This window comes from Limnohabitans sp., assembly GCF_046052765.1.
Lineage (GTDB): Bacteria > Pseudomonadota > Gammaproteobacteria > Burkholderiales > Burkholderiaceae_C > Limnohabitans.
The window spans coordinates 1-26,438 of sequence record NZ_JAVLFQ010000038.1; the positions used below are offsets into that span (position 1 = coordinate 1).

The 26,438-nt window shown below is 52.0% G+C and carries 28 protein-coding genes and 1 tRNA gene; 11 read left to right on the plus strand and 18 right to left on the minus strand.

What is annotated here, in order from left to right; translation table 11 throughout:
• Positions 1–83: 83 nt before the first annotated feature.
• The 3 genes from AC9UG7_RS04890 to thiD form a co-directional block, all read right to left on the minus strand.
• Entirely contained in the window at positions 84–536 is a 453-nt protein-coding gene (locus tag AC9UG7_RS04890) for a hypothetical protein (protein ID WP_509584966.1), read from the minus strand.
• Positions 537–671: 135 nt separating this feature from the next.
• Positions 672–1,967 carry a glutamate-1-semialdehyde 2,1-aminomutase gene (gene hemL, locus AC9UG7_RS04895; RefSeq protein ID WP_509584969.1) on the minus strand — a complete coding sequence of 432 codons (1,296 nt, stop codon included), beginning with the start codon at positions 1,965–1,967 and terminating at the stop codon, positions 672–674.
• Between the two features lie 27 nt (positions 1,968–1,994).
• The gene (thiD, locus tag AC9UG7_RS04900; RefSeq protein WP_509584971.1) at positions 1,995–2,909 is read right to left on the minus strand and encodes a bifunctional hydroxymethylpyrimidine kinase/phosphomethylpyrimidine kinase; all 915 of its coding nucleotides are present in this window, start codon (positions 2,907–2,909) and stop codon (positions 1,995–1,997) included.
• A gap of 62 nt (positions 2,910–2,971) precedes the next feature.
• On the opposite strand from thiD, the gene AC9UG7_RS04905 reads away from it, so the two are divergent.
• Positions 2,972–3,154 (plus strand): rubredoxin, encoded by a 183-nt coding sequence (locus tag AC9UG7_RS04905; protein WP_509585040.1) that lies wholly within the window; start codon positions 2,972–2,974, stop codon positions 3,152–3,154.
• On the opposite strand, the gene AC9UG7_RS04910 is transcribed toward AC9UG7_RS04905, so the two are convergent.
• Positions 3,151–4,635 (minus strand): cryptochrome/photolyase family protein, encoded by a 1,485-nt coding sequence (locus tag AC9UG7_RS04910; protein WP_509584974.1) that lies wholly within the window; start codon positions 4,633–4,635, stop codon positions 3,151–3,153. The genes AC9UG7_RS04905 and AC9UG7_RS04910 overlap by 4 nt on opposite strands.
• Before the next feature lie 24 nt (positions 4,636–4,659).
• On the opposite strand from AC9UG7_RS04910, the gene AC9UG7_RS04915 reads away from it, so the two are divergent.
• The 5 genes from AC9UG7_RS04915 to AC9UG7_RS04935 are packed head-to-tail and all read left to right on the plus strand — an operon-like array spanning position 4,660 to position 8,432.
• The gene (locus AC9UG7_RS04915; protein ID WP_509584977.1) at positions 4,660–5,265 is read left to right on the plus strand and encodes a YqgE/AlgH family protein; all 606 of its coding nucleotides are present in this window, start codon (positions 4,660–4,662) and stop codon (positions 5,263–5,265) included.
• Positions 5,262–5,681 carry a Holliday junction resolvase RuvX gene (ruvX, locus tag AC9UG7_RS04920; protein WP_509584979.1) on the plus strand — a complete coding sequence of 140 codons (420 nt, stop codon included), beginning with the start codon at positions 5,262–5,264 and terminating at the stop codon, positions 5,679–5,681. Before AC9UG7_RS04915 ends, ruvX begins: the two co-directional genes overlap by 4 nt.
• Positions 5,678–6,181 carry a bifunctional pyr operon transcriptional regulator/uracil phosphoribosyltransferase PyrR gene (pyrR, locus tag AC9UG7_RS04925; protein WP_509584982.1) on the plus strand — a complete coding sequence of 168 codons (504 nt, stop codon included), beginning with the start codon at positions 5,678–5,680 and terminating at the stop codon, positions 6,179–6,181. Before ruvX ends, pyrR begins: the two co-directional genes overlap by 4 nt.
• Positions 6,181–7,143, plus strand: coding sequence for an aspartate carbamoyltransferase catalytic subunit (locus AC9UG7_RS04930; protein ID WP_509584985.1), 963 nt, complete (start codon positions 6,181–6,183; stop codon positions 7,141–7,143). The genes pyrR and AC9UG7_RS04930 overlap by 1 nt, the downstream gene beginning before the upstream one ends.
• Positions 7,140–8,432: a dihydroorotase gene (locus AC9UG7_RS04935; protein WP_509584988.1), complete on the plus strand. Its 1,293-nt coding sequence runs from the start codon at positions 7,140–7,142 to the stop codon at positions 8,430–8,432. Before AC9UG7_RS04930 ends, AC9UG7_RS04935 begins: the two co-directional genes overlap by 4 nt.
• Before the next feature lie 137 nt (positions 8,433–8,569).
• Here the strand turns inward: AC9UG7_RS04935 and AC9UG7_RS04940 are convergent, their stop codons facing one another.
• The 3 genes from AC9UG7_RS04940 to AC9UG7_RS04950 are packed head-to-tail and all read right to left on the minus strand — an operon-like array spanning position 8,570 to position 10,998.
• The gene (locus tag AC9UG7_RS04940) at positions 8,570–9,835 is read right to left on the minus strand and encodes an NAD(P)/FAD-dependent oxidoreductase (RefSeq protein ID WP_509584991.1); all 1,266 of its coding nucleotides are present in this window, start codon (positions 9,833–9,835) and stop codon (positions 8,570–8,572) included.
• Positions 9,836–9,844: 9 nt separating this feature from the next.
• The gene (locus tag AC9UG7_RS04945) at positions 9,845–10,180 is read right to left on the minus strand and encodes a c-type cytochrome (protein ID WP_509584994.1); all 336 of its coding nucleotides are present in this window, start codon (positions 10,178–10,180) and stop codon (positions 9,845–9,847) included.
• A 50-nt stretch (positions 10,181–10,230) separates the two neighbouring features.
• Complete coding sequence (locus tag AC9UG7_RS04950; RefSeq protein ID WP_509584997.1) at positions 10,231–10,998, minus strand: TOBE domain-containing protein; 768 nt, start codon at positions 10,996–10,998, stop codon at positions 10,231–10,233.
• Positions 10,999–11,106: 108 nt separating this feature from the next.
• On the opposite strand from AC9UG7_RS04950, the gene modA reads away from it, so the two are divergent.
• The 3 genes from modA to AC9UG7_RS04965 are packed head-to-tail and all read left to right on the plus strand — an operon-like array spanning position 11,107 to position 13,725.
• The gene (gene modA / locus AC9UG7_RS04955) at positions 11,107–11,880 is read left to right on the plus strand and encodes a molybdate ABC transporter substrate-binding protein (RefSeq protein WP_509585000.1); all 774 of its coding nucleotides are present in this window, start codon (positions 11,107–11,109) and stop codon (positions 11,878–11,880) included.
• Positions 11,861–12,559 carry a molybdate ABC transporter permease subunit gene (modB, locus tag AC9UG7_RS04960; RefSeq protein WP_509585003.1) on the plus strand — a complete coding sequence of 233 codons (699 nt, stop codon included), beginning with the start codon at positions 11,861–11,863 and terminating at the stop codon, positions 12,557–12,559. The genes modA and modB overlap by 20 nt, the downstream gene beginning before the upstream one ends.
• On the plus strand, positions 12,556–13,725 hold the full coding sequence (locus tag AC9UG7_RS04965) for an ABC transporter ATP-binding protein (RefSeq protein ID WP_509585006.1): 1,170 nt from the start codon (positions 12,556–12,558) through the stop codon (positions 13,723–13,725). Before modB ends, AC9UG7_RS04965 begins: the two co-directional genes overlap by 4 nt.
• A gap of 22 nt (positions 13,726–13,747) precedes the next feature.
• On the opposite strand, the gene AC9UG7_RS04970 is transcribed toward AC9UG7_RS04965, so the two are convergent.
• From AC9UG7_RS04970 to AC9UG7_RS05000, 7 genes are all read right to left on the minus strand, one after another.
• The gene (locus AC9UG7_RS04970; protein WP_509585009.1) at positions 13,748–14,104 is read right to left on the minus strand and encodes a hypothetical protein; all 357 of its coding nucleotides are present in this window, start codon (positions 14,102–14,104) and stop codon (positions 13,748–13,750) included.
• A 219-nt stretch (positions 14,105–14,323) separates the two neighbouring features.
• Positions 14,324–14,563 (minus strand): formate dehydrogenase subunit delta, encoded by a 240-nt coding sequence (locus AC9UG7_RS04975; RefSeq protein ID WP_509585011.1) that lies wholly within the window; start codon positions 14,561–14,563, stop codon positions 14,324–14,326.
• A 4-nt stretch (positions 14,564–14,567) separates the two neighbouring features.
• Complete coding sequence (gene fdhD / locus AC9UG7_RS04980; protein WP_509585014.1) at positions 14,568–15,347, minus strand: formate dehydrogenase accessory sulfurtransferase FdhD; 780 nt, start codon at positions 15,345–15,347, stop codon at positions 14,568–14,570.
• Positions 15,344–18,226, minus strand: a complete 2,883-nt coding sequence (gene fdhF, locus AC9UG7_RS04985) for a formate dehydrogenase subunit alpha (protein WP_509585017.1) — start codon at positions 18,224–18,226, stop codon at positions 15,344–15,346. Before fdhF ends, fdhD begins: the two co-directional genes overlap by 4 nt.
• A gap of 9 nt (positions 18,227–18,235) precedes the next feature.
• Positions 18,236–19,789, minus strand: coding sequence for a formate dehydrogenase beta subunit (locus AC9UG7_RS04990; RefSeq protein ID WP_509585020.1), 1,554 nt, complete (start codon positions 19,787–19,789; stop codon positions 18,236–18,238).
• Entirely contained in the window at positions 19,786–20,268 is a 483-nt protein-coding gene (locus tag AC9UG7_RS04995; protein ID WP_509585023.1) for a formate dehydrogenase subunit gamma, read from the minus strand. Before AC9UG7_RS04995 ends, AC9UG7_RS04990 begins: the two co-directional genes overlap by 4 nt.
• An 8-nt stretch (positions 20,269–20,276) precedes the next feature.
• Entirely contained in the window at positions 20,277–21,932 is a 1,656-nt protein-coding gene (locus tag AC9UG7_RS05000) for an OFA family MFS transporter (RefSeq protein WP_509585025.1), read from the minus strand.
• A 175-nt stretch (positions 21,933–22,107) separates the two neighbouring features.
• Here AC9UG7_RS05000 and AC9UG7_RS05005 point away from each other — a divergent pair, with 175 nt between their 5' ends.
• Positions 22,108–23,196, plus strand: a complete 1,089-nt coding sequence (locus AC9UG7_RS05005; protein ID WP_509585028.1) for a substrate-binding domain-containing protein — start codon at positions 22,108–22,110, stop codon at positions 23,194–23,196.
• A gap of 57 nt (positions 23,197–23,253) precedes the next feature.
• On the opposite strand, the gene AC9UG7_RS05010 is transcribed toward AC9UG7_RS05005, so the two are convergent.
• The 4 genes from AC9UG7_RS05010 to AC9UG7_RS05025 form a co-directional block, all read right to left on the minus strand.
• Positions 23,254–24,210 (minus strand): cyclase family protein, encoded by a 957-nt coding sequence (locus AC9UG7_RS05010; RefSeq protein ID WP_509585031.1) that lies wholly within the window; start codon positions 24,208–24,210, stop codon positions 23,254–23,256.
• A complete protein-coding gene (locus AC9UG7_RS05015; RefSeq protein WP_509585034.1) occupies positions 24,207–24,869 on the minus strand; it encodes a DUF1007 family protein in 663 nt (220 codons plus the stop codon). The genes AC9UG7_RS05010 and AC9UG7_RS05015 overlap by 4 nt, the downstream gene beginning before the upstream one ends.
• A 123-nt stretch (positions 24,870–24,992) precedes the next feature.
• A tRNA-Arg gene (locus tag AC9UG7_RS05020) sits at positions 24,993–25,067 on the minus strand.
• Positions 25,068–25,272: 205 nt separating this feature from the next.
• Positions 25,273–25,407, minus strand: coding sequence for a hypothetical protein (locus AC9UG7_RS05025; RefSeq protein WP_509585043.1), 135 nt, complete (start codon positions 25,405–25,407; stop codon positions 25,273–25,275).
• A gap of 67 nt (positions 25,408–25,474) precedes the next feature.
• Here AC9UG7_RS05025 and AC9UG7_RS05030 point away from each other — a divergent pair, with 67 nt between their 5' ends.
• A complete protein-coding gene (locus AC9UG7_RS05030; RefSeq protein WP_509585037.1) occupies positions 25,475–26,311 on the plus strand; it encodes a 2OG-Fe(II) oxygenase in 837 nt (278 codons plus the stop codon).
• Positions 26,312–26,438 lie beyond the last annotated feature (127 nt).

The following is a 26,438-nucleotide window of genomic DNA, read 5'->3' on the forward strand; positions in this document are numbered from 1 at the left end:
ATCTGACCCCGATTACATTAAACAATTGGTATCTGACCCCGATTAAATGGGTATCTGACCCCGATTAAATGACCCTAATTAAATTAATTGACTCGCAGCTTCAGCTGAAAACTGACCGCACCATACAAGCGATCTTTCAGCGGCGGCACCAAGGCAATGTTCAGACCGAAGCGTTCGCCCTCGACGGTGACCACTGGCAACATGGCTGGAAACCAACCCCCGCCGAAAGCATTCGGGTAGCCATTGAAACCGCCCACCACTGCGCCTGCTTTCCAAGAACCCCAATGCCAAGGTTGGTAATACGCACCCAGATAGTGGGAGCGTGCGTTGTTGCTGTTGGTAAAAACACCCGCCGTGGCCGACCAATCTTCGTTAATGACAGCCTCTACGCCAAAGCCTAGGTTGTTGTTGCGCAGGCCTTTGTGGGTATCGAAATGCGCTGAATAAAAACCAGGGTTTAACCAAACTGATAAAGGCGCGTGCAGTTCAACAATTTGCGGTTCGGTACTCAGCGTTTGAGGCTGGCAGGCAGGCACACAAGCTCCAAGCAAGTAGCTTGAGATTGCGGGTCAACCATTTGAGAAAATCAGCCATATTGATGCACAAAAGCCATCTAACCAAGTGGCTGATACTGCCAGCTTAAAGCCGCTTACGCAATAGCGACCAAGCTTTTAAAAAGAAGCAAACACCTCAGCAGCGGCTTGCACCGTGTCCGCAATATCCTGCGCCGTGTGCGCGGCGCTGACAAAGCCTGCTTCGTAAAGTGCGGGTGCAATGTACACACCACGGTCCAACAACCCATGAAACAACCGGTTGAACTTGGGTGAGTCGCTGGTCATCACCTTGGCGTAGTTTTGCGCTAACTCAGGGAGCAGAAAAAAGCCGAACATACCCCCTTCACAATCGGCGCTGAAAGGCACACCGGCTTGGTGTGCGGCTTGTGTCAAGCCATCGACCAGCAAACGGGTTGTGGCGGACAAAGCATCGAAGAAACCGGGTTTGGAAATTTCATGCAACGTAGCCAGACCGCAGGCGGTGGCGACCGGATTGCCGCTGAGCGTACCCGCTTGATACACAGGCCCCAAGGGCGCGAGTTGTTCCATGACGGCGCGTTTGCCACCAAAGGCTGCGAGCGGCATGCCGCCGCCTATAACCTTGCCCAGCACCGTCACATCGGGCTCGAAACCAGGTATCGATTTGGCATACACACTTTGCGCACTTCCCAAGGCAACGCGGCAACCGGTCATGACTTCATCAAACACCAACAACGCACCGTGCTGTTTACACAACTCACGACAGCGTTTCATGAAGGGGACGCTGGCACGCACAAAATTCATATTGCCCGCAATCGGCTCGATCATCAAACAGGCGAGTTCTTTGCCGTGTAACGCAAACGCTTCTTCTAATTGAGTGATGTTGTTGTACTCCAGTACCAAGGTGTGTTGCACCACTTCGGGCGGCACACCGGCGCTGGTTGGGTTGCCGAAGGTGGCCAGACCCGAACCAGCCTTGACCAGCAACGCATCCGCATGACCGTGGTAGCAGCCTTCGAACTTGATGAACTTGCTGCGACCCGTGGCGCCGCGTGCCAGGCGCAAGGCACTCATGCCGGCTTCGGTGCCGGAGCTGACCAATCGCACCATGTCCATGGACGGCATGAGTTTGAGCAATGCTTCAACCAGTTGAATTTCACGCTCTGTGGGCGCACCGAAAGAAAAGCCATCGAGCGCGGCTTTTTGCACCGCTTCGAGTACCGCGGGATGGCCGTGTCCCAAAATCATCGGACCCCATGAACCTATGTAATCGATGTAGCGTTTCTCATTCGCGTCCCAGAAATAAGCACCTTGGGCGCGTTTGACAAAACGCGGTGTGCCGCCAACCGCGCGAAACGCGCGAACCGGTGAATTGACACCGCCAGGGATCACCAAGCGGGCCCGGTCGAACAAAGTTTGGTTGAGATCAGTCATGGTTGTGAATGAGCGATGTTAAAAAAATCAATGACGGGTATCGTGACCAGGTAAAAAATCTTCGGCATTGGCCGCTTCGTCCGAAGCGTCGGATTCGTCAGGTGCTTGTGCCCAAAACAAGCGGTCTGTGACTGCATGTCCCATGCCAGGGCGAAATCCTGCGTCAAGTGCACCGTCGAGGTAACTGAATGCTTCGGCGACCGAGGCTTCGAGATCGTCACCCATGGCAAGCAATCCGGCGACAGTGGCACTGAGCGTATCACCCGCACCGGTGAACACTGCGTCAAAACGTTCAATGGTTTCGCTGACCATCACAGACAATGGCGTAGCCAAGGCGTTTTCCAAATGCTGCCCGCCTTTGGGTAAGCCGGTGACCAGTGTGTAGGGCACCCCTTTTTCTGCAGCCGCTTTGGCAATGTCTCTGGCGCTTGGTGAACGCTCGCTGCCCCAATCGGGCAACAACCAGCGCCATAAGGTGGAATGGTTACCCACCAGCAAAGTGGTTTGCGGCAACAGCAATTCCATGAATGCATCTTGGTAGGCTTCGATCGGGTCATCCTGCCACCAAGACAGGCTGGGCATGTAGGCAACCACGGGCACATCCGGGTAATCGGTACACAACTCGGCGATCACAGAAATAATTTCAGGCGTCCCGCAAAAGCCTACCTTGATCACTTGTACCGGAATGTCTTCAAGAATATGGCGGGCTTGATCGTCTACTGCATCTTCATCCATGGCCACATGGTCAAAAGTTTCAGCAGTGTCTCGCAGATACGACCCAGTGGATATGGCCAACACATGGGCGCCGACAGATGACATCGCCAAAATATCAGCGGTGAGGCCGCCAGCGCCACTGGGATCGTTGCTGTTGAATGTCATGGCGCATGGGTGTGCCATTTCGGGTGTCTGGCCTTCGTCGGTGAGCGTGATGATTTGATTCATGGCCGTCTATACTTTGATTCATTCTATGCCACGCTGTGAACATGGCCATGACGCTTTCAACAATGGGAAATTACGCTGTGAACAAGACTTGGATGTGCCTGATTTGTGGATGGATATACGACGAAGCGGCTGGTGCGCCTGATGAAGGTATTGCCCCCGGCACACCTTGGGAACAGGTGCCGATGAACTGGACTTGCCCCGAGTGTGGCGCGCGCAAGGAAGACTTTGAAATGGTTCAGCTTTAAACAGGTTTCTTTTTAGCTACCACCGAATAACGTAACAGTGTTTTGGCCCGCGCCTTGGCGTGGTCTACCAATGGCAACGGGTAGTTCTTGTCCAATTCCACTCCTGCAGCCTTTAAATCCACAGGTTTGGCTAACCAAGGCGCATGTATGTCTTTGTCGGATAAAGCGGCTAATTGCGGTAAATACCGTTTGATGAATTTTCCTTGGGGATCAAATTTTTCGCTTTGGTTGATCGGATTGAAGATGCGGAAATACGGTTGTGCGTCGCAGCCACTGGAGCTGGCCCATTGCCAGCCGCCGTTGTTGGCCGCCAGGTCAAAATCGTTCAGGTGCAGTGCGAAATACTGCTCTCCCCAGCGCCAGTCAATCCCCAAGTCTTTCACCAGAAAACTCGCTACCACCATGCGCAACCGGTTGTGCATATAGCCCGTCTGGTTGATTTGCGCCATGGCAGCATCCACCAACGGATAACCAGTGCGACCTTCGCACCAAGCCTCAAACAAGGCCTTGGCGGTTTTGCCTTTTTCCCATTCGATGGCATCGTATTCATGCTTGAAAGAACGCTTCATGGCGTGCGGATGGTGAAACATGATCTGATGGTAGAAATCGCGCCAGATCAGCTCGGACAGCCAGGTTTGTGCGCCCGCGTCACCTTGGATGGCCAGCGGATACGCCAGTCGCGCAAGCTGCCTGATGGACACGGTGCCAAAACGCAAATGCACACTCAGGTAACTTGGGCCTTTGACAGACGGAAAATTGCGGGTCTCTTCATAAAGCTTGATGCGCTTGGCAAAATCTTTCACCAATGCAAGCGCAGCCTCACTGCCCGCATGTATATGCAATGCAGACAGATCAACGGTGTCAAAACCCATGCTTTTCAAATCGGGTAGGGGCTGGCGCAAAGCGGCGGGTACCACGGCCAACTGTCCGGGCTTGGGTGTGGTTTTTCTCTCTGCCATATCGGTTGGCGTGATTTTTTTCAACCAAGCATTCTTGTACGGTGTGAACACACTGTAGGCGGTACCGTTTTGCGTCATGACCTCACTGCGTTCCAACACCACATGGTCTTTGAAACTATGAAAAGCAATGCCTTGGTTGGCCAATTCCCCCAACACTTGGGCGTCCCGCGCCAGAGACTGCGGTTCGTCGTCATGGTGGGTGAAAACAGCTTGCACGCCCAGTTGTTTGGCCAGTGTGACGACGTTTGTCACCGCTATGCCATGGCGTACCAATAAGCTGGCGTCTGCGAGCGCGGCACGTTCCCGCCATTGTTGATCCAAGGCGCATACGCTTGTGTGAATGAAACTCACCCGTCTGTCATTTGAGGGAAGACCCGCCAAAATCTCCTGGTCAAAAACAAAACAACCATAGACCTTGTCGCTGTGCAGCAAAGCCTGGCTGAGCGCCGTGTGGTCGTCTAGCCGCAAATCCCGTCTGAACCAGACCAATACAGAGGCAAAATGAGGGAATTTTCTGTCCATTTTCTTCAGCCTTAAAATCATGCCATGACCACGGATTCTGCACCTATCAACCTGACCCACCATTTTTTGATTGCCATGCCGGGCTTGATGGACGAATCTTTTTCACGCAGCGTGATCTATCTGTGTGAGCACAGCGAGCGCGGCGCCTTGGGTTTGATCATCAATAAACCCAGCCCGATGAACATGCAGTCGCTGTTCGACAAAGTGGATTTACAACTGGGTCGTACCGATTTGATTGAATTGCCGGTGTTCCAAGGCGGTCCTGTGCACACTGAGCGCGGATTTGTCTTACATGACCCTATGTCACATGTCAGCAACAATGCTGGTCAGTCTGAATCTGCCTATGCATCCACACTGGCCATACCCGGCGGGTTGGAGATGACCACCTCGAAAGATGTGCTCGAAGCGCTGTCGACTGGCGCAGGCCCTAAGCGGGTATTGATCACTCTGGGTTACGCCGCTTGGGCACAGGGACAGCTTGAATCAGAACTCGCAGAGAACAGTTGGCTCACAGTGGGGGCGGATGAGCAAGTCATTTTTGACACCCCTATTGAGTTGCGTTACGACAGCGCATTGGCTCTGTTAGGTCTTCAGGCTTGGATGCTGTCACCGCAGGCGGGCCACGCATGAACGCGGCTGTGCAGCCGTTGATACATGCACATATGCAATCCTTTCTTGCTTTCGACTTCGGTCTGAAACGCACCGGCGTGGCTTATGCTTCACGCCTTTTGGGTCAAGCGCAACCGCAAGGCACGGTCAACGCCAGCGGCGACGCACGCTGGCCCCTGATTGCCAAACATATCGAGCGCTGGCAACCCGACGCTATCGTGGTCGGCGTGCCCTACCATCCTGACGGGGCAGCGCATGAAAACACCGTCTTAGCAAAAAAATTTGCACGTCAATTGCACGGGCGGTTTGCTCTGCCGGTGTATGAAGTTGATGAGCGTTACTCGACCACCGAGGCCAAGGCCAGCGGTGCCGTTGATGTAGATGCTGCTTCAGCTTGCGTCATACTGGACCAATTTTTAAGAAACCTCACACCATGAGCACTGGCCATTTGTCTTTGGATGCACAAGCCTTGTACGCACAGATGTTGCAGGATTTGCGCGAGCGTGTGCCAGCATCTGCGCATCTGGTCGGCATCACTTCCGGAGGCGCTTGGTTGGCCGAAAAACTTCAGTCAGACATGAGGCGGCACACTGCACTAGGCGTGGTTTCTTCGTCTATGCACCGCGACGATTTTTCTAAACGCGGATTGGCTGACAGTGCCGCCACCCAATTGCCTTTTCAGGTGGATGGCGCTGTGATTTGGTTGATAGATGATGTGTTGTTCACTGGACGCACTATTCGCGCTGTGGTGAACGAATTGTTTGACTATGGACGTCCGGCTGCGGTGCACTTGGCTGTATTGGTTGACCGTGGCGGACGCGAATTGCCAGTGCAAGCGGATTACGCGGCTGCGCGTTTGTCGCTGCCTGCCGGACAATCCCTTCGCTTGATGCGAAACGATGTCGGTCAGTTTGTTTTTTCGGTGGAAGGCAGTTGATGTTGTACAAACGCAATCCCCAACTCAATGGCAACGGTGAATTGATTCACCTGTTGTCCACTGAAGGTTTATCGCGCGACATACTGACGCATATTCTGGACACCGCCAATCAGTTTGTCTCAGTCAATGACCGAGAAGTCAAAAAAGTCCCTTTGTTGCGCGGCAAGTCAGTGTTCAATTTATTTTTTGAAAACAGTACCCGCACCCGTACTACATTTGAGATTGCAGCCAAGCGTTTGAGTGCCGATGTGTTCAATCTGGACATTGCACGATCTTCGGCCAGCAAGGGCGAGAGTCTGCTCGATACCATCGCCAATTTGAGCGCCATGGCTGCCGATATTTTTGTCGTTCGCCACAGCGAGTCAGGCGCGCCTTACCTCATTGCCGAGCATGTGGCGCCGCATGTGCACGTCATCAATGCAGGTGACGGCAGGCATGCACATCCCACCCAGGGTTTGCTTGACGCCTACACCATCCGTCATTTCAAAAAAGACTTTGCCAACCTGCGTGTGGCTATCGTCGGTGATGTGCTGCATTCGCGGGTGGCACGTTCTGATATTCATGCTTTGACCACGTTAGGTTGCGCCGAAGTGCGTGTGGTCGGTCCTAAAACACTGGTGCCAGGAGATTTGTCGCAACTCGGCGTCAAAGTATTTCACAACATCGAAGAAGGTATTCGCGACTGCGATGTCGTCATCGCTTTGCGCTTGCAAAACGAACGCATGAGCGGTGCATTATTGCCCTCAAGCCAAGAATATTTCAAAAGCTTTGGCTTGACCCAAAGCCGCATGCAACTGGCCAAGCCTGATGCCATTGTGATGCACCCGGGGCCGATCAACCGAGGTGTGGAAATTGAATCTGCGGTGGTCGACGGAACGCAAAGTGTGATTTTGACGCAAGTTACTTTTGGCATAGCGGTGCGCATGGCGGTGATGTCTATCGTGGCAGGGAACGACGCATGAATATATTGATTCAACACGGGCACGTCATCGATCCGGCCAGCAGTTTCAGTCAACGCGCGGATGTGGCGGTGCAAAAAGGCCATGTGCTGGCTATTGGACACATACCTGCCGACTTCAAAGCAGACCAAACCATCGATGCCACCGATTGCATGGTGATTCCCGGACTGGTGGACGCCTGTGCCCGTTTGGGCGAACCCGGGCACGAACACGAAGGCATGCTCGAGTCTGAATTGGCCGCAGCTGTCGCTGGAGGTGTGACCAGCGTGGTGTGTCCGCCCGATACGCAACCGGTGTTGGATGAACCCGGACTGGTTGAGATGCTGCAATTTCGCGCTGCGCGTTTGCATTTGTCGCGCGTGTTTCCATTGGGGGCATTGACGCGAGGTCTTGCTGGGGAGAGTCTCACCCCCATGGCCGAACTCACCTTGGCTGGATGCATAGGTTTTTCGCAAGCTGAACACGGCATGACGCAAACACAGACTTTGCAACGTGCCATGCAATATGCAGCCACTTACGGCTACGTGGTGTGGCTAAGACCCCAAGATGTTCACCTAGGCAAAGGCGTGGCAGCCAGCGGACCCTTGGCCACAAGGCTGGGTTTGAGCGGTGTACCGGTGGCAGCTGAGACCATTGCTTTACATACCTTGATCGATGTCATGCGCAGCACTGGGGCACGTGTTCATGTGTGTCGCTTGTCCAGTGCTGCAGGTGTGGAATTGGTGCGCCAAGCCAAGGCCGAGGGATTGGCTATCAGTGCGGATGTCAGCATCCACAACTTGCATTTCACCGACAACGATGTGGGTTATTTCGATACCCGTGCGCGTTTGACACCACCTTTGCGGCAGCAGCGTGACCGGGAAGCTTTGAGTCAGGGTTTGGCAGATGGCACCATCGACGTGCTGGTGTCAGACCACACGCCTGTGGAAGGCGACGCCAAGGATTTGCCTTTTGCACAGGCTGAGCCGGGTGCGTCTGCCTTGGAAATGCTGCTCAGCGCCTGTTTGAAGTGGGCAGATCAAAGCAATGTGAACTTGATACGTGCTTTGCAAGTCATTACCAGCGCCCCTGCTGCATTATTGGGTCCTGCGGGTCAAGGTCTGGGTCAGTTGACAGTTGGTGCACCGGCGGATATTTGTATTTACAAACCTTCAGAACACTGGCAAGTCGAGCCGTCTGCTTTGCACAGTCAGAGCAAGCACACACCGTTTGCTTTTGACATGAATGGCAGCCAGATGCCAGGTCGTGTGCATGCCACCTTGGTGGCTGGTAGAGTGGCCTTTGAACTGTAAATTGGTAAATTGGTAAATTGGGGTCAGAGATTAAATTGGGGTCAGATACCAATTAATTTTTAAATTAATTGGTATCTGACCCCAATTTATCTCTGACCCCAATTTATGACCCCAATTTAACCCCAATTCACATTCAATTAAAGCAGCGAATCTGCCCAGATGTTTTGCGCCCAATTCCACGCATACGTTCCTTCTAACGCATTGGCTTCGCTGGACAAGCCGCCTGAACCGGCGACTGTTTTATAGGTTTTTTCTTCTGCGTTGTACTGGTGTACCGAGGCTACATGCACCACCAGTTTGTCACTCACATAGCTGTAACAGGTGTTGGTGAGAAACGGTGTGTCGTTGATATCCAAGCCAGATATTTGCGCCACGATGGCAGCGGCAGCCACTTTGGCATGTGAATTGGCCATGTGCGCTGACTTAGGCATGGCGGGTGCAGCGAGGATGGCGTCCCCCAGAATGTGTATGTCTTTGGCGACGGTTGATTCAAAGGTTTGGTAATTGATGCCGCACCAGCGGTTGTTGGCCGTAGCCAAACCGGTTTGTACGGCAATGGCACCTGCGCGCATGGCGGGCAATACATTGAGAACATCGGCTTTCACTGGCTCTTGCACATCAAAATTGATATTCATGGTGCCGCTGTTGACAGAAGTGACTTTATGGTTGGGGCGGTATTCAATGATGTCTTTGTAGTTGTCGCTCCAGAATTTTTTGAACAATCCCGCTTTTGATGTGACGTCTGGGTTGGCATCCAATATCAGTACCTTGGACTTGGGCTTGGCTTGCTTGAAGTAATGCGCCACCTGGCTGGCGCGTTCATACGGCCCGGGCGGGCAACGGTAAGGCGCTTCAGGCACCGTCAGCGCATACACGCCGCCATCGGGCATGGCTTGGAGTTGTTTGCGCAACGCCAGCGTTTCAGCACCGGCTTTCCACGCTTGCAATATGTGACCGCTGGCGTTCGCTGCTTGCAAACCTTCTATGGTGTCAAACATCATGTCGACACCGGGGGACAACACGAGTTTGTCATAGCCGATGGAAGCACCGTTTTGTAATGCAACCGTTTTTTTCTGCGGATCAATCGCCGTTACTTTGTCTTTGACCACGGTGATGCCGTGTTTGCTGTTGAGTGCGTCGTAAGACGTAGTCAAGTCGGAGAGATTTTTGCTGCCGCCAATCACCAAGTTGGACATGGGGCAGGAGATGAAACTGGTGTTGGGCTCGATCAGCAACACATTGATTTTGTAATTGGAGAGCAAGCGCACATATTTGGCTGCAGTGGCCCCGCCATAGCCGCCGCCGATGACCACCACCTGGGCTTTGGAAGGTAAGTTGGCCGCCCACAAAGCGGGAGTGGTACCAAGCGCCAATCCGGCTTGCAACAAATGTCTTCTTTTCATGCTCAGTCCTTAACGGGGTAGCGCTGCGAAATAGTCGGCCATGGAAGCAATTTGAGCTTCAGTCAAACCTTTGGTGATCTGGTGCATGATGGTGGCGGGGCGGCTGCCATCTTTGAAAGCTTGCATTTGCTGCACCATGTAATCGCGCGGCAAACCCGCAATAGAGGGAACGCTCGAATCTTTGACAGTGCGGCCTTCGCTGCCGTGGCAGTTGGCGCACATAGCGGCATTGGCTCGCGCATGAAGCGCCTTGGATTCGGGCGCCTTGTCTTGGGCGAATGAATGCAGGCTGAGTAAGCCAAGCAACAGTCCGGCGAGCGTGACAGTGTGGAATCTGGATTGCATAAAGTTCTCGGTGTGATTTCTTTGGATGTGTTGACTTTAACTGGTTTGGCTTATTCAACCAATGCCAATACCAAGGATGAATCTTCTAAATATGCATAAAGGGTTTCACCGGTTTTAATTTGTTCTTCCTCGGCAAAGCCAATCAAACTGATATTAGGCGCAATTTGCAAACTGATTTCAGTGGCCTTGGCCCGGGAGTGGCGAGTGACTTTGCCGTAGGCTTTGTTGGTGCCTGGTTTCTCCACTAGCCGCCTAGAAATACGGACAGCCGTGGCTTTGCATAAAAGCATGATTTGCATGCCGGGCACCAAGTCCAACAGCTGGGCACTTTCTTTGGTGATTTTCGCCACCCACACCACTTCTTCGGTGATTTGCAATCTGACCCATGCCAGTGCCCCCACCGTTTTGACCGTCACCACTTTGGCGAGCAATTGGTTGCGCATGCTGGTGCGAACCGCCAAAGCCATGGGTGTTGGCGGCATGTTGTTTTTAGCATGCGCAGGTGCCATGTCTGCGAGTAATTGCTTGCGCACAGTGCCCAGTTTTTGGGCAGCATCCAGCAATTGAACGCCGGCGGGCGTCAACCGCGCGCCGCCTCCGCCCGCACCGCCTACGACTTTTTCAACCAGAGCTACACCCGACAAATTGCTCAGCGTGTCAATCGCTTGCCAAGCGGCTTTGTAACTGACACCGGCTTGTCTGGCAGCTTGAGAGATAGAACCGGCTTGGGACAGACTGCGCAATATGAGTAAGCGCTTGTCCGTGATGGCATGACCCAGCGCGTCTGGCAGCGGCGTAGCGATTTTTTTAGGGGGCACAGCTTGGCTCCGGGCTTATGATACATTCGCTATTCTAAAAGAGAATAGCGAAACCGCGTCAAGAAATAACTTGTTCACAGTAGCTTATTTGCGTTGAAGAAGTCAAAAATGAAACATTGTTTTTTTGCTTGGATTATCTCGGTCATGATGGGCTTGACGCCATTGGCTCACGCTGAAGAAGCCGCCGTGGTACGCGTGGCCGCTGCGTCTGATTTGAAGTTTGCATTGGAAGAATTGTCCGCCCGCTATGAAAAGCAAACCGGTCAAAAAATCACGCTGGTGTTTGGCTCTTCCGGACAATTCACCACGCAAATACTGCAAGGTGCGCCATTTCAAATATTCATGTCAGCCGATGAAAATTTTGTTTACAAAATTGCTGATGCAGGTAAGACCGCAGACCGCGGCAAGGTGTATGCGGTTGGCCGCATTGGTGTGTTCACACCCAACGGGTCCTCCCTCAAAGCTGACGGCAGTTTGAAAGACTTGGCGGCCAGCTTGCAAGACGGGCGATTGCAAAAACTCGCCATCGCCAACCCCGAGCATGCCCCTTATGGTGAACGCGCCAAACAGGTGTTGCAAAACGTTGGCTTATGGAGCGCATTGCAAAGCAAATTGATTCTGGGCGAAAACATTTCGCAGGCCGCGCAATTCACCTTGTCGGGGTCTGCGCAAGCTGGCATCATCGCGCAGTCATTGGCCGTGGCTCCTGCATTCGCCGACAAAGGCCGGTTTGATTTGATTGATGCAAAAAATCACCAGCCTTTGGTTCAGCGAATGGTGTTGATCAAACCCGTGTCACCTGGCGCACAACTGTTTTACGATTACCTGGGCAGTGCAGCGGCGCAGGCAGTGCTGTCGCACTATGGTTTTGCCATGCCTTGATACTCAGGAGAACACCATCGATTGGCAAGCGCTTTCACTCTCATTGCAACTTGCAGCGATCACGCTGGCTTTGTTGTTGCCGCCCGGCATGTTGCTTGCGCGTTGGTTGGCCTATACCGAGTTCAAGGGCAAATACTTGATTGAGGCCTTGGTGGTGTTGCCCTTGGTGTTGCCACCGACCGTGTTGGGCTATTACTTGTTGGTGTCATTCGGCGCGGCCTCACCCTTGGGTCAATGGTTGTCACAGCAAGGCATTCAACTTGCGTTTCATTTCTCAGGCTTGGTAGTGGCCTCTGTGTTGTTCAATATTCCTTTCTTGGTGCAACCCATTCAGCGTTCGTTTGAATCGGCTCCCTCCAACTTGAACGAAGCTGCTGCCGTATGCGGTCTGGGCAGTTGGGCCACGTTCTGGCGGGTCGAATTGCCCTTGGTCTGGCCCGGTGTGTTGTCGGCCATGGTGCTGACATTCGTGCATACCTTGGGTGAATTCGGCGTCGTCTTGATGATGGGCGGCAGTATTCCTGGTGAAACCAAAACACTGGCGATTTCTATTTACGACCGGGTGCAAGCTTTTGATGTGCAATCGGCTGATCGCATGGCCTTGTTGTTACTCGTCATGTCATTGCTGGCTGTGGCGGCTTCGTTTTTTGCCACTTCGCGATTGACGAGGCGCAGATGACCACTGGCAATAACGTAAGCCAAAGCGTAGGTTTGCACGTCAGTGTCAGCCAACACTTGCCTATGCCATTGCAAGGGAGTTTTAGTTGCGAACCCGGTCAAATGCTGGCGCTCGTAGGTCCCTCAGGTGCGGGCAAAACATCCATGTTGCGATTGATGGCAGGTTTGCTCAAGCCCGCACAAGCCAAAGTACAGATAGCAGGCGAAACCTGGTGCGACACGGACCAAGGCATTTGTTTGTCGGCGCGTCAACGTCTGGTCGGTCTGGTGTTTCAAAACTATGCTTTGATGCCGCATATGAATGCCTTAGACAATGTCGCGCTTGCCATGTTGCATTTACCTGCTAAACAACGCATACAAGCCGCCACTGATTGGTTGAACCGCATGGGCTTGACTGCCGAGCAGCAACAGCGTGCACCTGCGATGTTGTCTGGTGGACAGCAACAACGGGTTGCGCTGGCCAGAGCATTGGCCAGGCAGCCCAAGTTATTGTTGATGGACGAACCGTTTTCCGCTGTGGATCAAATGAGCCGCAGAGGGCTTTACGCGCTGATTGCAGATTTACGCAGGGACTTGTCCCTACCTATCGTGCTGGTCACGCACGACTTGAACGAAGCCAGACAACTGGCAGACAAACTGGTTGTCATGGATGAGGGGCAGGTGTTGCAAGAGGCCACGCCTGCTCATATTCACCGAGCGCCGCGCAATGCACGTGTGGCAGATCTGGTGGGTATACCCAACCGCTTTCATGGCCGCTGGTTGGGCAACGGCGGGCCACATGCATTGCCAGAGGGTTTGGCATGGTTGGAGTGGTTGTCACACCCCGACGCTGCCAGCGGATTGCCACTGGTGGTCATGGACAAAGGGCGTTTGAAGAAAACCGGTCAAGCAGTGACTTGGGTGATTCAAGGTGATGGCTTTGAAGTTCATCCTGCATCGACACCAGCAGAAATAAATGACTATCAGCGCGTGTTATTGCAGGCACAAGTCAGTGAATTGCGCAGCCTGGGCGAGATGTCTTTAGCCACATTGGCCTTAGAGAAACCCTCTGGCTTGCTGTTGCAATTGACCTTGTCAGGCATGCAAAGACACCATGTGCAAGCTGGACACAGTCTCTCCATCAGCATGGATTGTCGCTGGATACATGTGATGCCCGTGAGAAGTTGAAGGTCTAGGTCTTAGCACTTGTTCACTTCAATCTGAATTCATAGCTCAGATGCAACACGTAATTCACCGTACTTTTGCCAATCCCCGGTAAATCCCATTCACGGGCATAGCCCAGATAAAACGTGTCGCGGTTCAAACTGTTCGCGTAAAAACCGCCGGTGAAACCCTGGTGAACAACGTACAAACCATAGTTGGCATTGTTGAAATGTCCGCCATCGTGGTAGCTGGGGCCGTGTATGCCGAAGTAGTTGTTGTCCGCATATGCAGGTATGTGAGCTAAGCCTGTCAGGCCAATCAGCAGCAGGGTGAAAAGTTGGCAACCTAGACCTGTGCATTGGGTCCAAGCGCAGCGCAAAAAGGATCTCAAAGTATTTGGCATGTCAATCTCCAGTGAACATGCCAGGCTTTAAGCAAAATCATATCCCGTCGATAGACGGTTTTTTCACACCTGTGCCATAAAGAAATCAGAGCTGGCTATGCAGCAATAGCAAAGCATTCAATATGCTTTGACTTGTCAGTGCAAACTGAAAATAGATTCAGAAAATAGTTGTTTTGAAAAAAAGAAAACGGCTTGATGCCGCAAGCATACAAATACAAATTAGCGCATTGCTGTAGGTTGAAGTGAAGTGCGGTGCAAAGCCAGCGATTGCGCCACTAGTTCTGATAATTCGCCTGTGAGTCCTTGATCTATCGACTCAAACAGTTTTAAACGCATACGCGGCTCCCAAAACTTACGAATATGGTTGGCAATGCCTTCCAATGCTTCGTCGCGGTCTGGGTAAGCAGAAAAAAATTCGCCAATTTGATTGGCCATGTGAACCAGATTATGTATGTCCATATGTTTAAGTCTCTGTGGATTCGATAAAAGCAGTGGATAAAAATCGCTCAGGGTAACTGTATGCAGTGAAACTGTCGCCACGCACCTGACCAGCCAGCAACAGGTTGTGTGACAGCGCTATGTCGACAGCCAAACGTGTCGGTGCAGATACCGCAGTCAATGCGCCTGCGCCAGACTGTATGGTTTTTTGCACCATTTCAAAACTGGCTCGGCTGGTGATGCAAATAAAACCTTGTGTCGCATCCAAGTGGGCTTTGGTCATCGCACCAATCAGTTTGTCCAAGGCGTTGTGTCTGCCCACGTCTTCACGCACAAGTTGAATCACGCCATAAGCATCCGACCAAGCCGCCGCATGTGTGGCACCAGTTTGCAGCTTCAGGGGTTGCATGGCACGCAAACCAGCGTGTGCGCGTTGCATGGCTTGTATGTCCAGATGAACCTCTGGTGCTTGGGGCAGCGACAACTTGACTTGCGCCAGACTGTCAGTGCCGCATAGGCCACATCCCGTGCGACCGGCCATGCTGCGTTTGCGTTCTTTTAAGCGGACCTCGCATTGGGACGCTATGTCAATGTGCAACTCAATGCCTTGTTCCTGTTCAATCACTTCAACGCCATACATGTGTGAAGCAAGGTCGATCAAACCTTCACTCAGTGCAAAACCCAGCGCAAAATCCTCCAACTGCAGTGGCGTGGCCATCATCACCGCATGGGAAATGCCATTGAACACCAAGGCCACCGGCACCTCCTCAGCCAAACTGGCAGAAAGAGCCGTTTGAAATTTCACTTACCAACCACCTCAAAACTGTCGGACTGAGCCTTGGCTAGCAAATCCATTTGTGTTTTGTTGAAGCGCTGGTAGTTTTGTTGCCATTCAGACGGTTGAGTGACCGCTACCACTTGCACAGCTGTTACTTTGTACTCGGGGCAGTTGGTGGCCCAGTCGGATGCGTCAGTGGTGATCACATTCGCGCCTGACTCGGGGAAATGGAAGGTGGTGTAGACCACACCGGCTTGCATGGCCTCGGTCACACGCGCGCGCAGCACAGTGCGCCCGGCGCGGCTCTCGATACCTACCCAGTCATGGTCTTTGATGCCGCGTTCCTCGGCGTCGTGCGGGTGAATGTCCAAAAGGTCTTCGTCATGCCACAGGTTGTTGTCGGTGCGGCGGGTTTGTGCGCCCACGTTGTATTGCGACAAGATACGACCGGTGGTCAGCAGCAAAGGGAATTTGCGGGTAACTTTTTCTTGCGAAGCCACATACTGCGTTGGAAAAAATTTGCCTTTGCCGCGCACAAAGCCGCTGACGTGCATGATGTCAATGCCAGCCTCAGCAGTGTCGGCATTGCAAGGCCACTGCAAGCTGGTGTGCTGGTCAATCTTTTCATAGCTGACACCTGCAAAGCTCGGAGTCAGTGCGGCGATTTCCTTCATAACGTCTTGCGGGTGTGCGTAATGCATCTCATAACCCAGCGCTTTCGCCAGTTTGACGGTGACTTCCCAGTCAGCCAATCCCGCCATCGGCGGCATGGCTTGACGCACACGGGAAATGCGGCGCTCTGCATTGGTGAAGGTGCCGTCTTTTTCTAAGAAGGATGAACCCGGCAAAAACACGTGAGCGTATTTAGCGGTTTCGTTCAAAAAGATGTCTTGCACCACGATGCACTCCATGGCGGACAAAGCGGCCGCCACGTGTTGCGTATCAGGGTCGGATTGCACAATGTCTTCGCCTTGGCAATAAAGCCCGAGGAACGAGCCGTCCATCGCAGCGTCAAACATGTTCGGGATGCGCAAGCCAGGTTCGGGACTCAGCGCCACGCCCCATGCGCCTTCAAACAAAGTGCGGGTCGTCGTGTCAGAGATGTGGCGATAGCCAGGCAACTCGTGCGGGAAACTGCCCATGTCGCAGGCACCTTGCACATTGTTTTGACCACGCAAAGGGTTGACACCCACACCTTCGCGTCCGACCATGCCGCAAGCCATGGCCAAATTGGCAATGCCCATCACCATGGTGGAGCCTTGCGAATGTTCTGTCACGCCCAAGCCATAGTAAATGGCAGAGTTAGGGCCAGCGGCGTACATGCGTGCCGCAGCGCGAACGTCGGCGGCGGGAACGCCGGTGATGCTTTCAAAGGCTTCGGGTGAGTTTTCTGGTTTGGAGACAAAGTCGCACCATTCGCTGAAACTCTTGTCGTCGCAACGCTTTGCCACATAGTCTTTGGCGACCAGTCCTTCAGTGACCACCACATGCGCCAATGAGTTGATGAGTGCCACATTGGTGCCCGGCTTCAAGGCCAAATGGTGTTGTGCTTTGACGTGCGGACTGCTGACCAGATCAATTTTGCGGGGATCAGCGACGATGAGTTTCGCACCTTCACGCAAGCGGCGCTTCATGCGCGACGCAAACACCGGATGCGCGTCTGTTGGATTTGCGCCGATGACCAGCAACACATCTGCGTGTTCCACCGATTTGAAAGTTTGTGTACCGGCCGATGTACCAAAAGTTTGACCCAAACCATAGCCGGTGGGTGAATGGCACACGCGTGCACAGGTGTCGACGTTATTGGTACCGAATGCGGCACGAACCAATTTTTGAACCAGATAGGTTTCCTCATTGGTGCAGCGTGAAGAAGTGATGCCGCCTACCGCGTCTTTGCCATGTTTGGCTTGTATGCGTTTGAACTCTGAGGCTGCATGGTTGATGGCTTCATCCCAACTGACTTCTTGCCACGGATCGGTGATTTTGCTGCGGATCATGGGCTTGGTGATACGGTCTTGGTGGGTGGCATAGCCCCAGGCGAATCGGCCTTTCACACAAGAGTGACCTTCATTGGCTTTGCCGTCTTTCCAAGGCACCATGCGCACCACGGTATTGCCTTTCATTTCGGCCTTGAAGCCGCAACCGACCCCGCAATAAGCGCAGGTGGTGATCAGGCTGTGCTCGGGTTGACCGAGTTCAATGATGGATTTTTCTTGCAAGGTGGCGGTCGGACACGCTTCTACGCAGGCACCGCATGACACACACTCGCTGTCCATGAAAGGCTGGTCTTGTCCGGGGGATACGCGGCTCTCGAAACCTCTGCCCGAAATAGTCAATGCGAATGTGCCCTGGGTTTCTTCACAGGCGCGTACACAGCGGTTACACACAATGCATTTGCTCGGGTCGTAGGTGAAGTAAGGATTGGACTCGTCCTTCTTCATGTCGCAATGGTGGTCGCCCGCTTGAGCACCCACGCCATAACGCACATTGCGCAAACCGGTGACACCTGCCATGTCTTGTAATTCGCAGTTGCCGTTGGCGCTGCATGTCAGGCAATCCAGCGGGTGGTCGGAGATGTACAACTCCATCACGCCTTTGCGCAAATCTTGCAACTTCGGGGTTTGGGTATGTACCACCATGCCGTTTTCTGCAGGCGTGGTGCAAGAAGCTGGATAGCCTTTGCGGCCATCGATTTCAACCAGACACAAACGACAAGAACCAAAAGGTTCCAAGCTGTCAGTGGCGCACAGTTTGGGGACTTGTATGCCGGCGTCAACCGCTGCACGCATCAGCGATGTGCCCTTGGGAACACTGACATCGTAGCCGTCAATGCTCAGGCTGACAGTTTCAGAGGATGTGCGAGCTGGTGTTCCATGGTCACGTTCTTGTTTCAGGTACATCAACATGGGGAGTCCTTAAGAAGCAGTGGTTTCGGCTTTTTCTAAACCGAAATCAGCAGGGTAATGGTTGAGTGCTGAAAGCACCGGATAGGGCGTCATGCCGCCCATGGCACACAAACTTCCGTGCAACATGGTGTCGCACAAATCGCGCAACAAATGCACTTGCTGTTCCTTGTTAGAGGAAGTGGCGATGCGGTCTATGGTTTCCACGCCGCGCGTGGAGCCTATGCGACACGGTGTGCATTTGCCGCAACTCTCTAACGCACAAAATTCCATGGCGTAACGAGCCAGTTGCGCCATATTGGCGGTGTTGTCGTGGACCACAATGCCGCCGTGACCGACCACCAATCCAAGCGCTGCGTAAGCTTCGTAGTCCAGTGGCACATCCCATTGCGACTCAGGCACATAAGCACCCAAGGGGCCGCCCACTTGCACCGCTTTGATCGGTCTGCCACTGCGACTGCCGCCGCCAAACTCGAACAACAATTCGCGCAACGTGAGTCCGAAGGCGCGTTCAACCAAGCCGCCTTGTTTGATGTTGCCGGTGATTTGAAATGGCAGCGTGCCGGTGGAGCGGCCTATGCCGAAATCTTTGTAAAACGCAGCGCCTTTGGCCATGATGATGGGCACACTGGCCAGCGTGATCACGTTGTTGATGACGGTGGGTTGGCCAAATAAACCTTCTAGCGCAGGCAGGGGTGGTTTGGCACGCACTATGCCGCGTTTGCCTTCCAGGCTTTCAAGCATGGCGGTCTCTTCACCACATACGTAAGAACCCGCGGCTTTGCGCACATGCAAATGAAATGCTTTGCCGCTGTTCAACACGTTGTCGCCGAGGTAGCCGGCAGATTGCGCCAATTGGATGGCGGTGTTCATGGTGGCAATGGCGTGCGGGTATTCTGAGCGGATGTAGATATAGCCTTGGGTGGCGCCGACCGCCACACCAGCGATGGCCATACCTTCGATCAGCATGTAGGGGTCACCCTCCATGGTCATGCGATCGGAGAACGTGCCCGAGTCGCCTTCATCCGCGTTGCACACGACATATTTTTGGGCCGCCGTGGTGGCTCGCACGGTGCGCCATTTGATGCCTGCCGGAAACGCTGCGCCGCCGCGTCCGCGCAAGCCCGAATCCAACACGGTTTGCACCACATCAGCGCCATCGATAGCTACAGCTTTTTGCAGACCGACCCAGCCTCCATGTGCCGCGTAATCATCCAAAGACAAAGGGCGGGTGATGCCCATGCGGGCAAAGGTCAGGCGTTGTTGTTTGGCGAGATAAGCGATCTCGTCGGTGAGGCCAAGAGACAAAGCGTGCGAGCCGCCATTCAAAAAACCGGCTTCAAACAAAGAAGGCACGTCTTCAAAAGTCACCGGCCCGTAAGCCATGCGGCCTTTGGCAGTGACGACTTCAACCAGCGGTTCAAGCCAAAACATGCCGCGCGAACTGTTGCGTTGAACATTGATAGACAGGCCGCGTGCCGTGGCTTCCTTAAGCAAGGCATCGGCTACTTCATTGGCGCCAGCGGCCAAGGCCGCGCTGTCGCAGGGAACAAAAACGGTGATCATGCAGCGCTCCCTATGTCAGCAACCAATCGGGCCATGCGTGTTTTGTCCATTCGCGCATACAGCTTGTCGTCGATTTGCACCGCAGGTGAAGACGCGCACAAGCCCAGGCAATACGCAGGCTCTAGAGTAAAAAGGCCGTCAGCGCTGGTCTCATGCAATTTGCAACCCAGAAGTTCTTCTGCTTGTGACAGCAATTCTTCGCTGCCGCAGGATTGACAGGCCTCGGCGCGACACACTTGCACCACGTGTTTACCGGGTGCTTTGCTGCGGAAAAAATGGTAATAGGTGATGACGCCATGAACCTCGGCGCGTGACAAGTTCATGGCCTCGGCCAGCATGGGGACGGCACTGGCTGGAATAAACCCCAAAGCCTCTTGCACCGCATGCAACAAGGGCATCAGACCGCCTGGCATGTCTTTGAATTCAGGCAGCAGCCGACTGACAGTCAGCAGTTCAGGGGCTTCGACAGGTTTATTCATTTTTGATATCAGTTAAAAAATTTGCTCACACTCAACACGGTGCGGTGGATGCCCCAGGCCAGCGGAATACCGACGGCTGTCCAGGCCAGCACCACCCATAAAGGATGGGTGTTTGATGAATCGCCTTGGGCGCTACCGACTTCAGACGCGCTGGCTTTTTCATGGGCGAGTTGCTTCTCATGCGCCAGTTCCTCTGGCGTCATGAAATGCTTGGCATTGACTGGACGAATCATCAAGTTGGAAATCAAACCAACCACCAGCATGCCGACCAAAATGAACATGGTTTGGTTATAGACCTGCTCGCGAGGAATGCCCAAGCCCAACTGGTAGTCACGCATGTAATTGACCACCACCGGGCCCAAAATGCCGGCGGTCGCCCATGCGGTCAATAAGCGGCCGTGAATAGCGCCCACCATTTGCGTACCGAATAAATCGGCGAGGTAAGCAGGAACAGTAGCAAAGCCGCCGCCGTACATACTCAAGATGATGCAAAACGCTGCGACAAACAACAGTTTGTTTCCTGCCATGGCACTGGCTGGCACAGAGGCGTAGAGCGCACCACCCAACACAAAGAAGATGATGTAGGTGAGTTTGCGACCGAGCTTGTCAGACAAGCTGGCCCAAACAAAACGCCCGCCAATATTGAACAAACTCAGCAAAGCTGTGAAACCCGCGGCCACTCCGGCAATCATGGTCAGTTGCGCTTTGTCGAGATCGCCGAATTTGGCATCCACACCGATCAAGCTGCCACCAAAGACTTCCTGCAACATGGGGCTGGCCATGCCAATCACGCCGATACCGGCAGACACGTTCATGCACAACACCACCCAGACCATCCAGAACTGGGGAATGCCCCAGACCTTGCTCACATGCACATGGTTTTGCGTGATCATGCTGTTGTTGCTTTGTTGCGGCGGTGGTGTCCAACCTGCGGGCTTCCAACCGGTAGCGGGGACGCGGTAGCCGAGGGCGCCGGCCATCATGAACACAAAGTAAACGATGGCCATGCACACAAACGTTTGAAACACACCGACTTCGGTGTCAGAGGCGAATCGCTTCATCAATTCAGCGGCCAGAGGTGAACCGATCATGGCGCCGCCGCCAAAGCCCATGATGGCCATGCCCGTGGCCATGCCGCGGCGGTCTGGGAACCATTTGATCAAGGTGCTGACAGGTGAGATGTAACCCAGACCAAGGCCGATACCCCCTATGACACCGGAGCCTAGCAACATCAACCAAAACTGGTGGGTGTACACCCCCAAGGCTGCAATCAACATGCCGCCGCACCAGCAAAACGCACTCACTACGCCTGCTTTGCGCGGTCCGGCACGTTCAAGCCAACCACCCCAAAGCGCCGCCGAGCTTCCCAGCAGCACAAAGAACAAGGTGTACATCCAACCCAGTGTGGAGACTTTCCAGTCACAAGTGGTGATGAACAATTCTTGAAAGAATCCGATCTCGGGTCCGCATTTGATGGCTTCTTTGATGCCCAGCGCTTTGGACAATGGCAGCCAGAAAACAGAAAAACCGTACGCCATGCCGATACACAAATGAATGGCCAAAGCGGCAGGAGGCACCAACCAGCGATTAAAACCATCGCCAGCGATGATGCGTTCCTTTGATAGAAAACCGGGCGTGCCTGAAGCTTCTGTGGATGAGCTCATGGTGTCTCCATAATTTTGGGTTGGGAAATTTTGTCAGCAAGCGACTTTAACGTATGCTTTCCCAGCACAACACAGTCTAGGGTAAGCACTGAGAAGCCGCAATATGATGATCGGTGTCAGTTATGATGGTTTTATGACACACAACTAATATGCTGTTAAGAGCCTATTTATTCCCATGCATAAAGTCTCGATCAAACCTCAATGGACCATCAGCGATGCCGCAGGCCAAAATTTGGCGCCCAGATTGCTCGAATTACTGGCAGAGGTGCAAGGCCACGGCAGTTTGTCCGGATCTTGCAAAAAAACCGGCGCTTCCTACAGGCATGCTTGGAATTTGATCCGACAAGGTGAAGCGCAATTGGGTATGTCTTTGTTGAACATGGAGCGCGGTAAAGGCTCTACATTGACACCGCTGGCAGAAAAATTGGTCTGGGCCGGTCACCGCATCAATGCCAGGCTGACGCCCATGCTTGAGACCTTGGCCTCCGAACTGGAAGGCGAAATCGGCCGTCTTTTGTCCAGCAATAACGACGCATTAAGGGTCCATGCCAGTCATGGTTTTGCCGTCGAAAAAATGATTGAAAACCTGACGCTCGCAGGCATGCATGTCGAGCGCAAATATGTGGGCAGTATCGAAGCCGTGGCTTCCCTGCACGAAGGCGCGTGTGAAATCGCCGGATTCCACATACCGCAGGGCGAGTTTGAAGAGCTAGGTTTCAAACACTACTCTCGATGGTTGTCTCTCAAAGAAAGTCGCATCATCCATGTGGCAACAAGGCGTCAGGGTTTCATGGTGACCAGCGGCAACCCGCACAAGATTTACGAGATGGGTGATCTCACTCGCAAAGGCATCCGTTTTGTGAACCGACAACCCAGCAGCGGTACTCGCTTTTTGTTGGAATGTTTTTTGAAAAAAGCGCAGGTTGATCCGTCACAGATTGCTGGTTATGAACAGGCAGAGTTCACCCATGCGGCTGTGGCTGCTTATGTCGCCAGTGGGATGGCTGATGTGGGCTTTGGCGTGGAAACACCTGCACGTCGCTTTAAGCTGGAATTTTTACCGTTAGCGACAGAGCGTTATTTTTTGCTTTGTAACCAATCCGATTTGGAGAAGCCTCATTTGCAGGCAGTGCTGAAAATATTGAACAGCGATACATTTCAGTTTGCTGTCAATCAATTGCCCGGCTATACCGCTGCACATTGCGGAAAAGTGGAGACGATTGCTGAGGCTTTTCCAAACGCAAACTCAACCAAAAAAATCTGAGTCAATCAGAACAAAAAAGGCACCCGGAGGTGCCTTTTTTTCCAGCCTTTGCAGGGATTAGTACACAAAAATCGGGTTCACAATAGCTTGTACAGAACCAGTGGTACGGTGCGGTCCCACGGTGATCATGCCTTCATAAACGCCATCTTTGATAGCTTGTTGAGCAACCACGTTCTCCAAAATGAAGACGCCGAATTCAGCCAACAAGATTTGATGCACGTGGAACACTTGGCCTGCGTTCTCAAAGGGAACAACTTCCAAGCCCCAAGTGTCTGAACCGATCATGGATACGCCCAAAGAGGCCAAGTAGCGAGCACCTTGCACACCCAAGCCAGGTTCAACCGAACCGTTGCGCTTGTTGTCCACGCCCAGCAGTTTGTGCCAACCGGTATAGAAAATCACCACATCGCCTTTGTTGATCTTCATATTGCCTTGGCGCTTCAATGCAGCTTCAATTTCAGGCTGATTGAAAGGCGTTCCCTCAGCAACGATGTCTTTGCCCATCAGAGCCGTCATGTCCAACAGCACAGCGCGGGTGGCCACGCCTGGGAAAGTTTCAATGCCGAATTTCTTCAAGCCGCCGATGCCGGTGACTTCAATGCCCGGCGTGCAGTTGTAGTAAACATTGTCAATACCAATATGACCCAGCCCATCGAGCTGTGTGCCAATACCTACCCAAGTTTGCAAAATGTCGTCGTGGTAGCTGGTCTTGGTGTTACCTAAAGTTTGACCGTTTTCTTGGCCAGGCTTAACGATGGTGATTGAGTAAGTACGGGGTGGGAAAGCGGGTGTTTGGGCATTGGTTTCAATCGCCATGGCCATTTTCTTGCCTTGTTTGATCAGCTTGGTAGCCGCCAAAATATTGTCTTTGGTGATGTTATTCACAGCACCAATTTGGTCATCTGGACCCCATTTGGATTTATGGCAATTTTCGTAGGCAATGGCACTGCCTACAGACATTGCACCTAAAAGGGCGCTTGCCAAGAACGTGGCAGCAATTTTCTTGATCTTCATGAATTGTCTCCGTGGATGGGCCCGTGGTTGGGTGAAACCTGCGCATCAGGTCGGGCCGCAGTCCCTGATGTGCATTGAACAACAATGCGTTGAACCTCTTGTTCGCCTTGGGTAGGCGTTTGGCGTTTTTCACGCGTGAAACTGGAATCGCATTCACTGTCGGCAACGAGTACTTGGCCCAAGCGAGGCATAAATCCTATGTACCAAGTCGGGTCTTGCATTTGCAACTGTGCTTGGTTGTGGCTGATGGGTTGGCTCAGCTGCACATCGAATTCAAAGTAAATACCGCCTTGAAAACCGCGTCCGCCATCCCTTGCAGAAAAGTGACTCACCTCGAAAGGTAAGGGCGCTGCGCTTTTGCCATCTTCAATGGTTAAAAAATAGTTGTAAGGTTGCATGAGCGGGCTGTTGCTGTCAGCGAAGGCTTGCAATTCATCGGTGTCGAGCACGCCGTTTTGATTTAAATCGATGTTTTCGCGAACCAACAAACTGTTTTGGGCATCCATTTGCCAGCTGATATGAAAACCTCGTATGCCACCATCTGCCATCAAGGGCTGGATTTGGTAGGCCATACGCAAATGGGGATGACCAAGCGCTAGGCCTGTACAAAGTGACAGTACAACAAAGAAGCAAACGTAAAACCGGTATTTATCAAACATTAATGTGCTTATGAATTTATTAAGCTAATTTAATGATTTGTTGCCGCAGATTCAATATGTTTTCGAAGGTTTGTGTGCGGTGTAAACCCGAGGATAAAGCCCCAAAAAAATTAAGGTTATGGTTGGTGCCCCCGACAGGAATCGAACCTGTATCACTCCCTTAGGAGGGGAGAGTTCTATCCATTGAACTACGGTGGCATTGCCAAAGATTGTAGGCTAGGGTGTTTCGTGCGGTTGCCACGAATCTAAGCAAAGAGGTATCCCATGGGTATATGGATTGAATTGGGTATTTTCGGTTTGGTGTTTGTGTTTGCCTGGCACCAAATGCGGGATTTGAAGAAAGAGCGACTGAAGAGGGAAAAGCAGCAGGCTGAGTCTGCAAGCGCAACAAAAAACTAGTGGCTTATTTGCTCAACATCCTCATTTCATCTTCCAGCCCTTTGAGCGTGAGCGGAAACATGCGGTTGCTGACCAGTTGTTGAATGATGCTGATGCTTTGTCGGTATTGCCACACGCCTGTCCGATTTGTTGATCTCATATAAAATTGGATTAGATAAAATTGTCAATTTGATAAAATATGTACAACCTCATCCAAATAAAATATCATGACTATTAAATTTACTCTTCCCATAATTGAAAATGAAAATGGACTCAATCTAAATTTGGATTATGCCCATTCATTAGGAAATGATTATAAAAGTATCTATCTAAGTGCCGAACCCTTTCCTAGCATCATTTATGATAATTTTCTTCCTGAGGTAGTAATTGACAAATTATTGTCAAACTTCCCTAATGAAGTGTCCAATAATGATTATATTGCAAACACAATTCATTTAGAAAATTTAAAAAGAGGTATAAATCCATCAGATTGTAATTATGCGGCTAAGCATATATTCAGTTTTTTTAATTCACCACCCATTCTTAAGTTTTTAGAGGGACTAACGGATATTTCAAATTTAGTATCTGATCCTTATTATCTTGGTGGCGGTTATCATGAAATAAAAAGTGGAGGAAAACTTTCTATTCATGCTGATTTTAGATCTCATAAGGAATTAAATCTTCAGCGGAGAATTAATATGCTAATCTATTTAAACAAAAACTGGCATACTGAATTTGGTGGTAATTTAGAATTATGGGATGATAAAATGTCAAAGGCGGTAACTTCGATAGAGCCAATTTTCAACAGATGTGTTATTTTTAATACAGATGAAAGAAGTTATCATGGTCATCCTGACCCGCTTAAGTGCCCTGAAAATATAACAAGAAAATCTGTTGCTTTATATTACTATAATTCTTTCACAAAAAACACAGATTCATCCATGACAAGAGGAACTGATTTTAAGTTTAGAAAAACAGATTCTTTTGCAACAAAATTTAAAATAACTAGAAAATTAATAAAAAGAAATATAAAAGAATATTTAATAAAAATCAGATTGAAATAATAAGGCGGATTCAAGCACGAAGTGCTACAGGCAGCATCAGACCAAGAAATCAAACAAGACTAATTTATTTACTCAACATACGCATCGCATCTTCCAGCCCTTTGAGCGTGAGCGGAAACATGCGGTT

Excerpts from the sequence above, each read along its gene's own strand:
- AC9UG7_RS04970 (WP_509585009.1), bottom strand. The coding sequence starts at position 14,104 with ATGCCAAATACTTTGAGATCCTTTTTGCGCTGCGCTTGGACCCAATGC.
- fdhF (WP_509585017.1), bottom strand. The coding sequence starts at position 18,226 with ATGTTGATGTACCTGAAACAAGAACGTGACCATGGAACACCAGCTCGC.
- AC9UG7_RS04935 (WP_509584988.1), top strand. The coding sequence starts at position 7,140 with ATGAATATATTGATTCAACACGGGCACGTCATCGATCCGGCCAGCAGT.
- AC9UG7_RS04965 (WP_509585006.1), top strand. The coding sequence starts at position 12,556 with ATGACCACTGGCAATAACGTAAGCCAAAGCGTAGGTTTGCACGTCAGT.
- AC9UG7_RS04940 (WP_509584991.1), bottom strand. The coding sequence starts at position 9,835 with ATGAAAAGAAGACATTTGTTGCAAGCCGGATTGGCGCTTGGTACCACT.
- AC9UG7_RS04915 (WP_509584977.1), top strand. The coding sequence starts at position 4,660 with ATGACCACGGATTCTGCACCTATCAACCTGACCCACCATTTTTTGATT.
- ruvX (WP_509584979.1), top strand. The coding sequence starts at position 5,262 with ATGAACGCGGCTGTGCAGCCGTTGATACATGCACATATGCAATCCTTT.
- modB (WP_509585003.1), top strand. The coding sequence starts at position 11,861 with ATGGTTTTGCCATGCCTTGATACTCAGGAGAACACCATCGATTGGCAA.
- AC9UG7_RS04975 (WP_509585011.1), bottom strand. The coding sequence starts at position 14,563 with ATGGACATACATAATCTGGTTCACATGGCCAATCAAATTGGCGAATTT.
- AC9UG7_RS05000 (WP_509585025.1), bottom strand. The coding sequence starts at position 21,932 with ATGAGCTCATCCACAGAAGCTTCAGGCACGCCCGGTTTTCTATCAAAG.
- AC9UG7_RS05005 (WP_509585028.1), top strand. The coding sequence starts at position 22,108 with ATGCATAAAGTCTCGATCAAACCTCAATGGACCATCAGCGATGCCGCA.
- AC9UG7_RS05015 (WP_509585034.1), bottom strand. The coding sequence starts at position 24,869 with ATGTTTGATAAATACCGGTTTTACGTTTGCTTCTTTGTTGTACTGTCA.
- AC9UG7_RS04995 (WP_509585023.1), bottom strand. The coding sequence starts at position 20,268 with ATGAATAAACCTGTCGAAGCCCCTGAACTGCTGACTGTCAGTCGGCTG.
- hemL (WP_509584969.1), bottom strand. The coding sequence starts at position 1,967 with ATGACTGATCTCAACCAAACTTTGTTCGACCGGGCCCGCTTGGTGATC.
- modA (WP_509585000.1), top strand. The coding sequence starts at position 11,107 with ATGAAACATTGTTTTTTTGCTTGGATTATCTCGGTCATGATGGGCTTG.
- AC9UG7_RS05010 (WP_509585031.1), bottom strand. The coding sequence starts at position 24,210 with ATGAAGATCAAGAAAATTGCTGCCACGTTCTTGGCAAGCGCCCTTTTA.
- AC9UG7_RS04910 (WP_509584974.1), bottom strand. The coding sequence starts at position 4,635 with ATGGACAGAAAATTCCCTCATTTTGCCTCTGTATTGGTCTGGTTCAGA.
- AC9UG7_RS04990 (WP_509585020.1), bottom strand. The coding sequence starts at position 19,789 with ATGATCACCGTTTTTGTTCCCTGCGACAGCGCGGCCTTGGCCGCTGGC.
- thiD (WP_509584971.1), bottom strand. The coding sequence starts at position 2,909 with ATGAATCAAATCATCACGCTCACCGACGAAGGCCAGACACCCGAAATG.
- AC9UG7_RS04905 (WP_509585040.1), top strand. The coding sequence starts at position 2,972 with ATGGGAAATTACGCTGTGAACAAGACTTGGATGTGCCTGATTTGTGGA.
- AC9UG7_RS04945 (WP_509584994.1), bottom strand. The coding sequence starts at position 10,180 with ATGCAATCCAGATTCCACACTGTCACGCTCGCCGGACTGTTGCTTGGC.
- AC9UG7_RS04930 (WP_509584985.1), top strand. The coding sequence starts at position 6,181 with ATGTTGTACAAACGCAATCCCCAACTCAATGGCAACGGTGAATTGATT.
- pyrR (WP_509584982.1), top strand. The coding sequence starts at position 5,678 with ATGAGCACTGGCCATTTGTCTTTGGATGCACAAGCCTTGTACGCACAG.
- AC9UG7_RS05030 (WP_509585037.1), top strand. The coding sequence starts at position 25,475 with ATGACTATTAAATTTACTCTTCCCATAATTGAAAATGAAAATGGACTC.
- AC9UG7_RS05025 (WP_509585043.1), bottom strand. The coding sequence starts at position 25,407 with ATGAGATCAACAAATCGGACAGGCGTGTGGCAATACCGACAAAGCATC.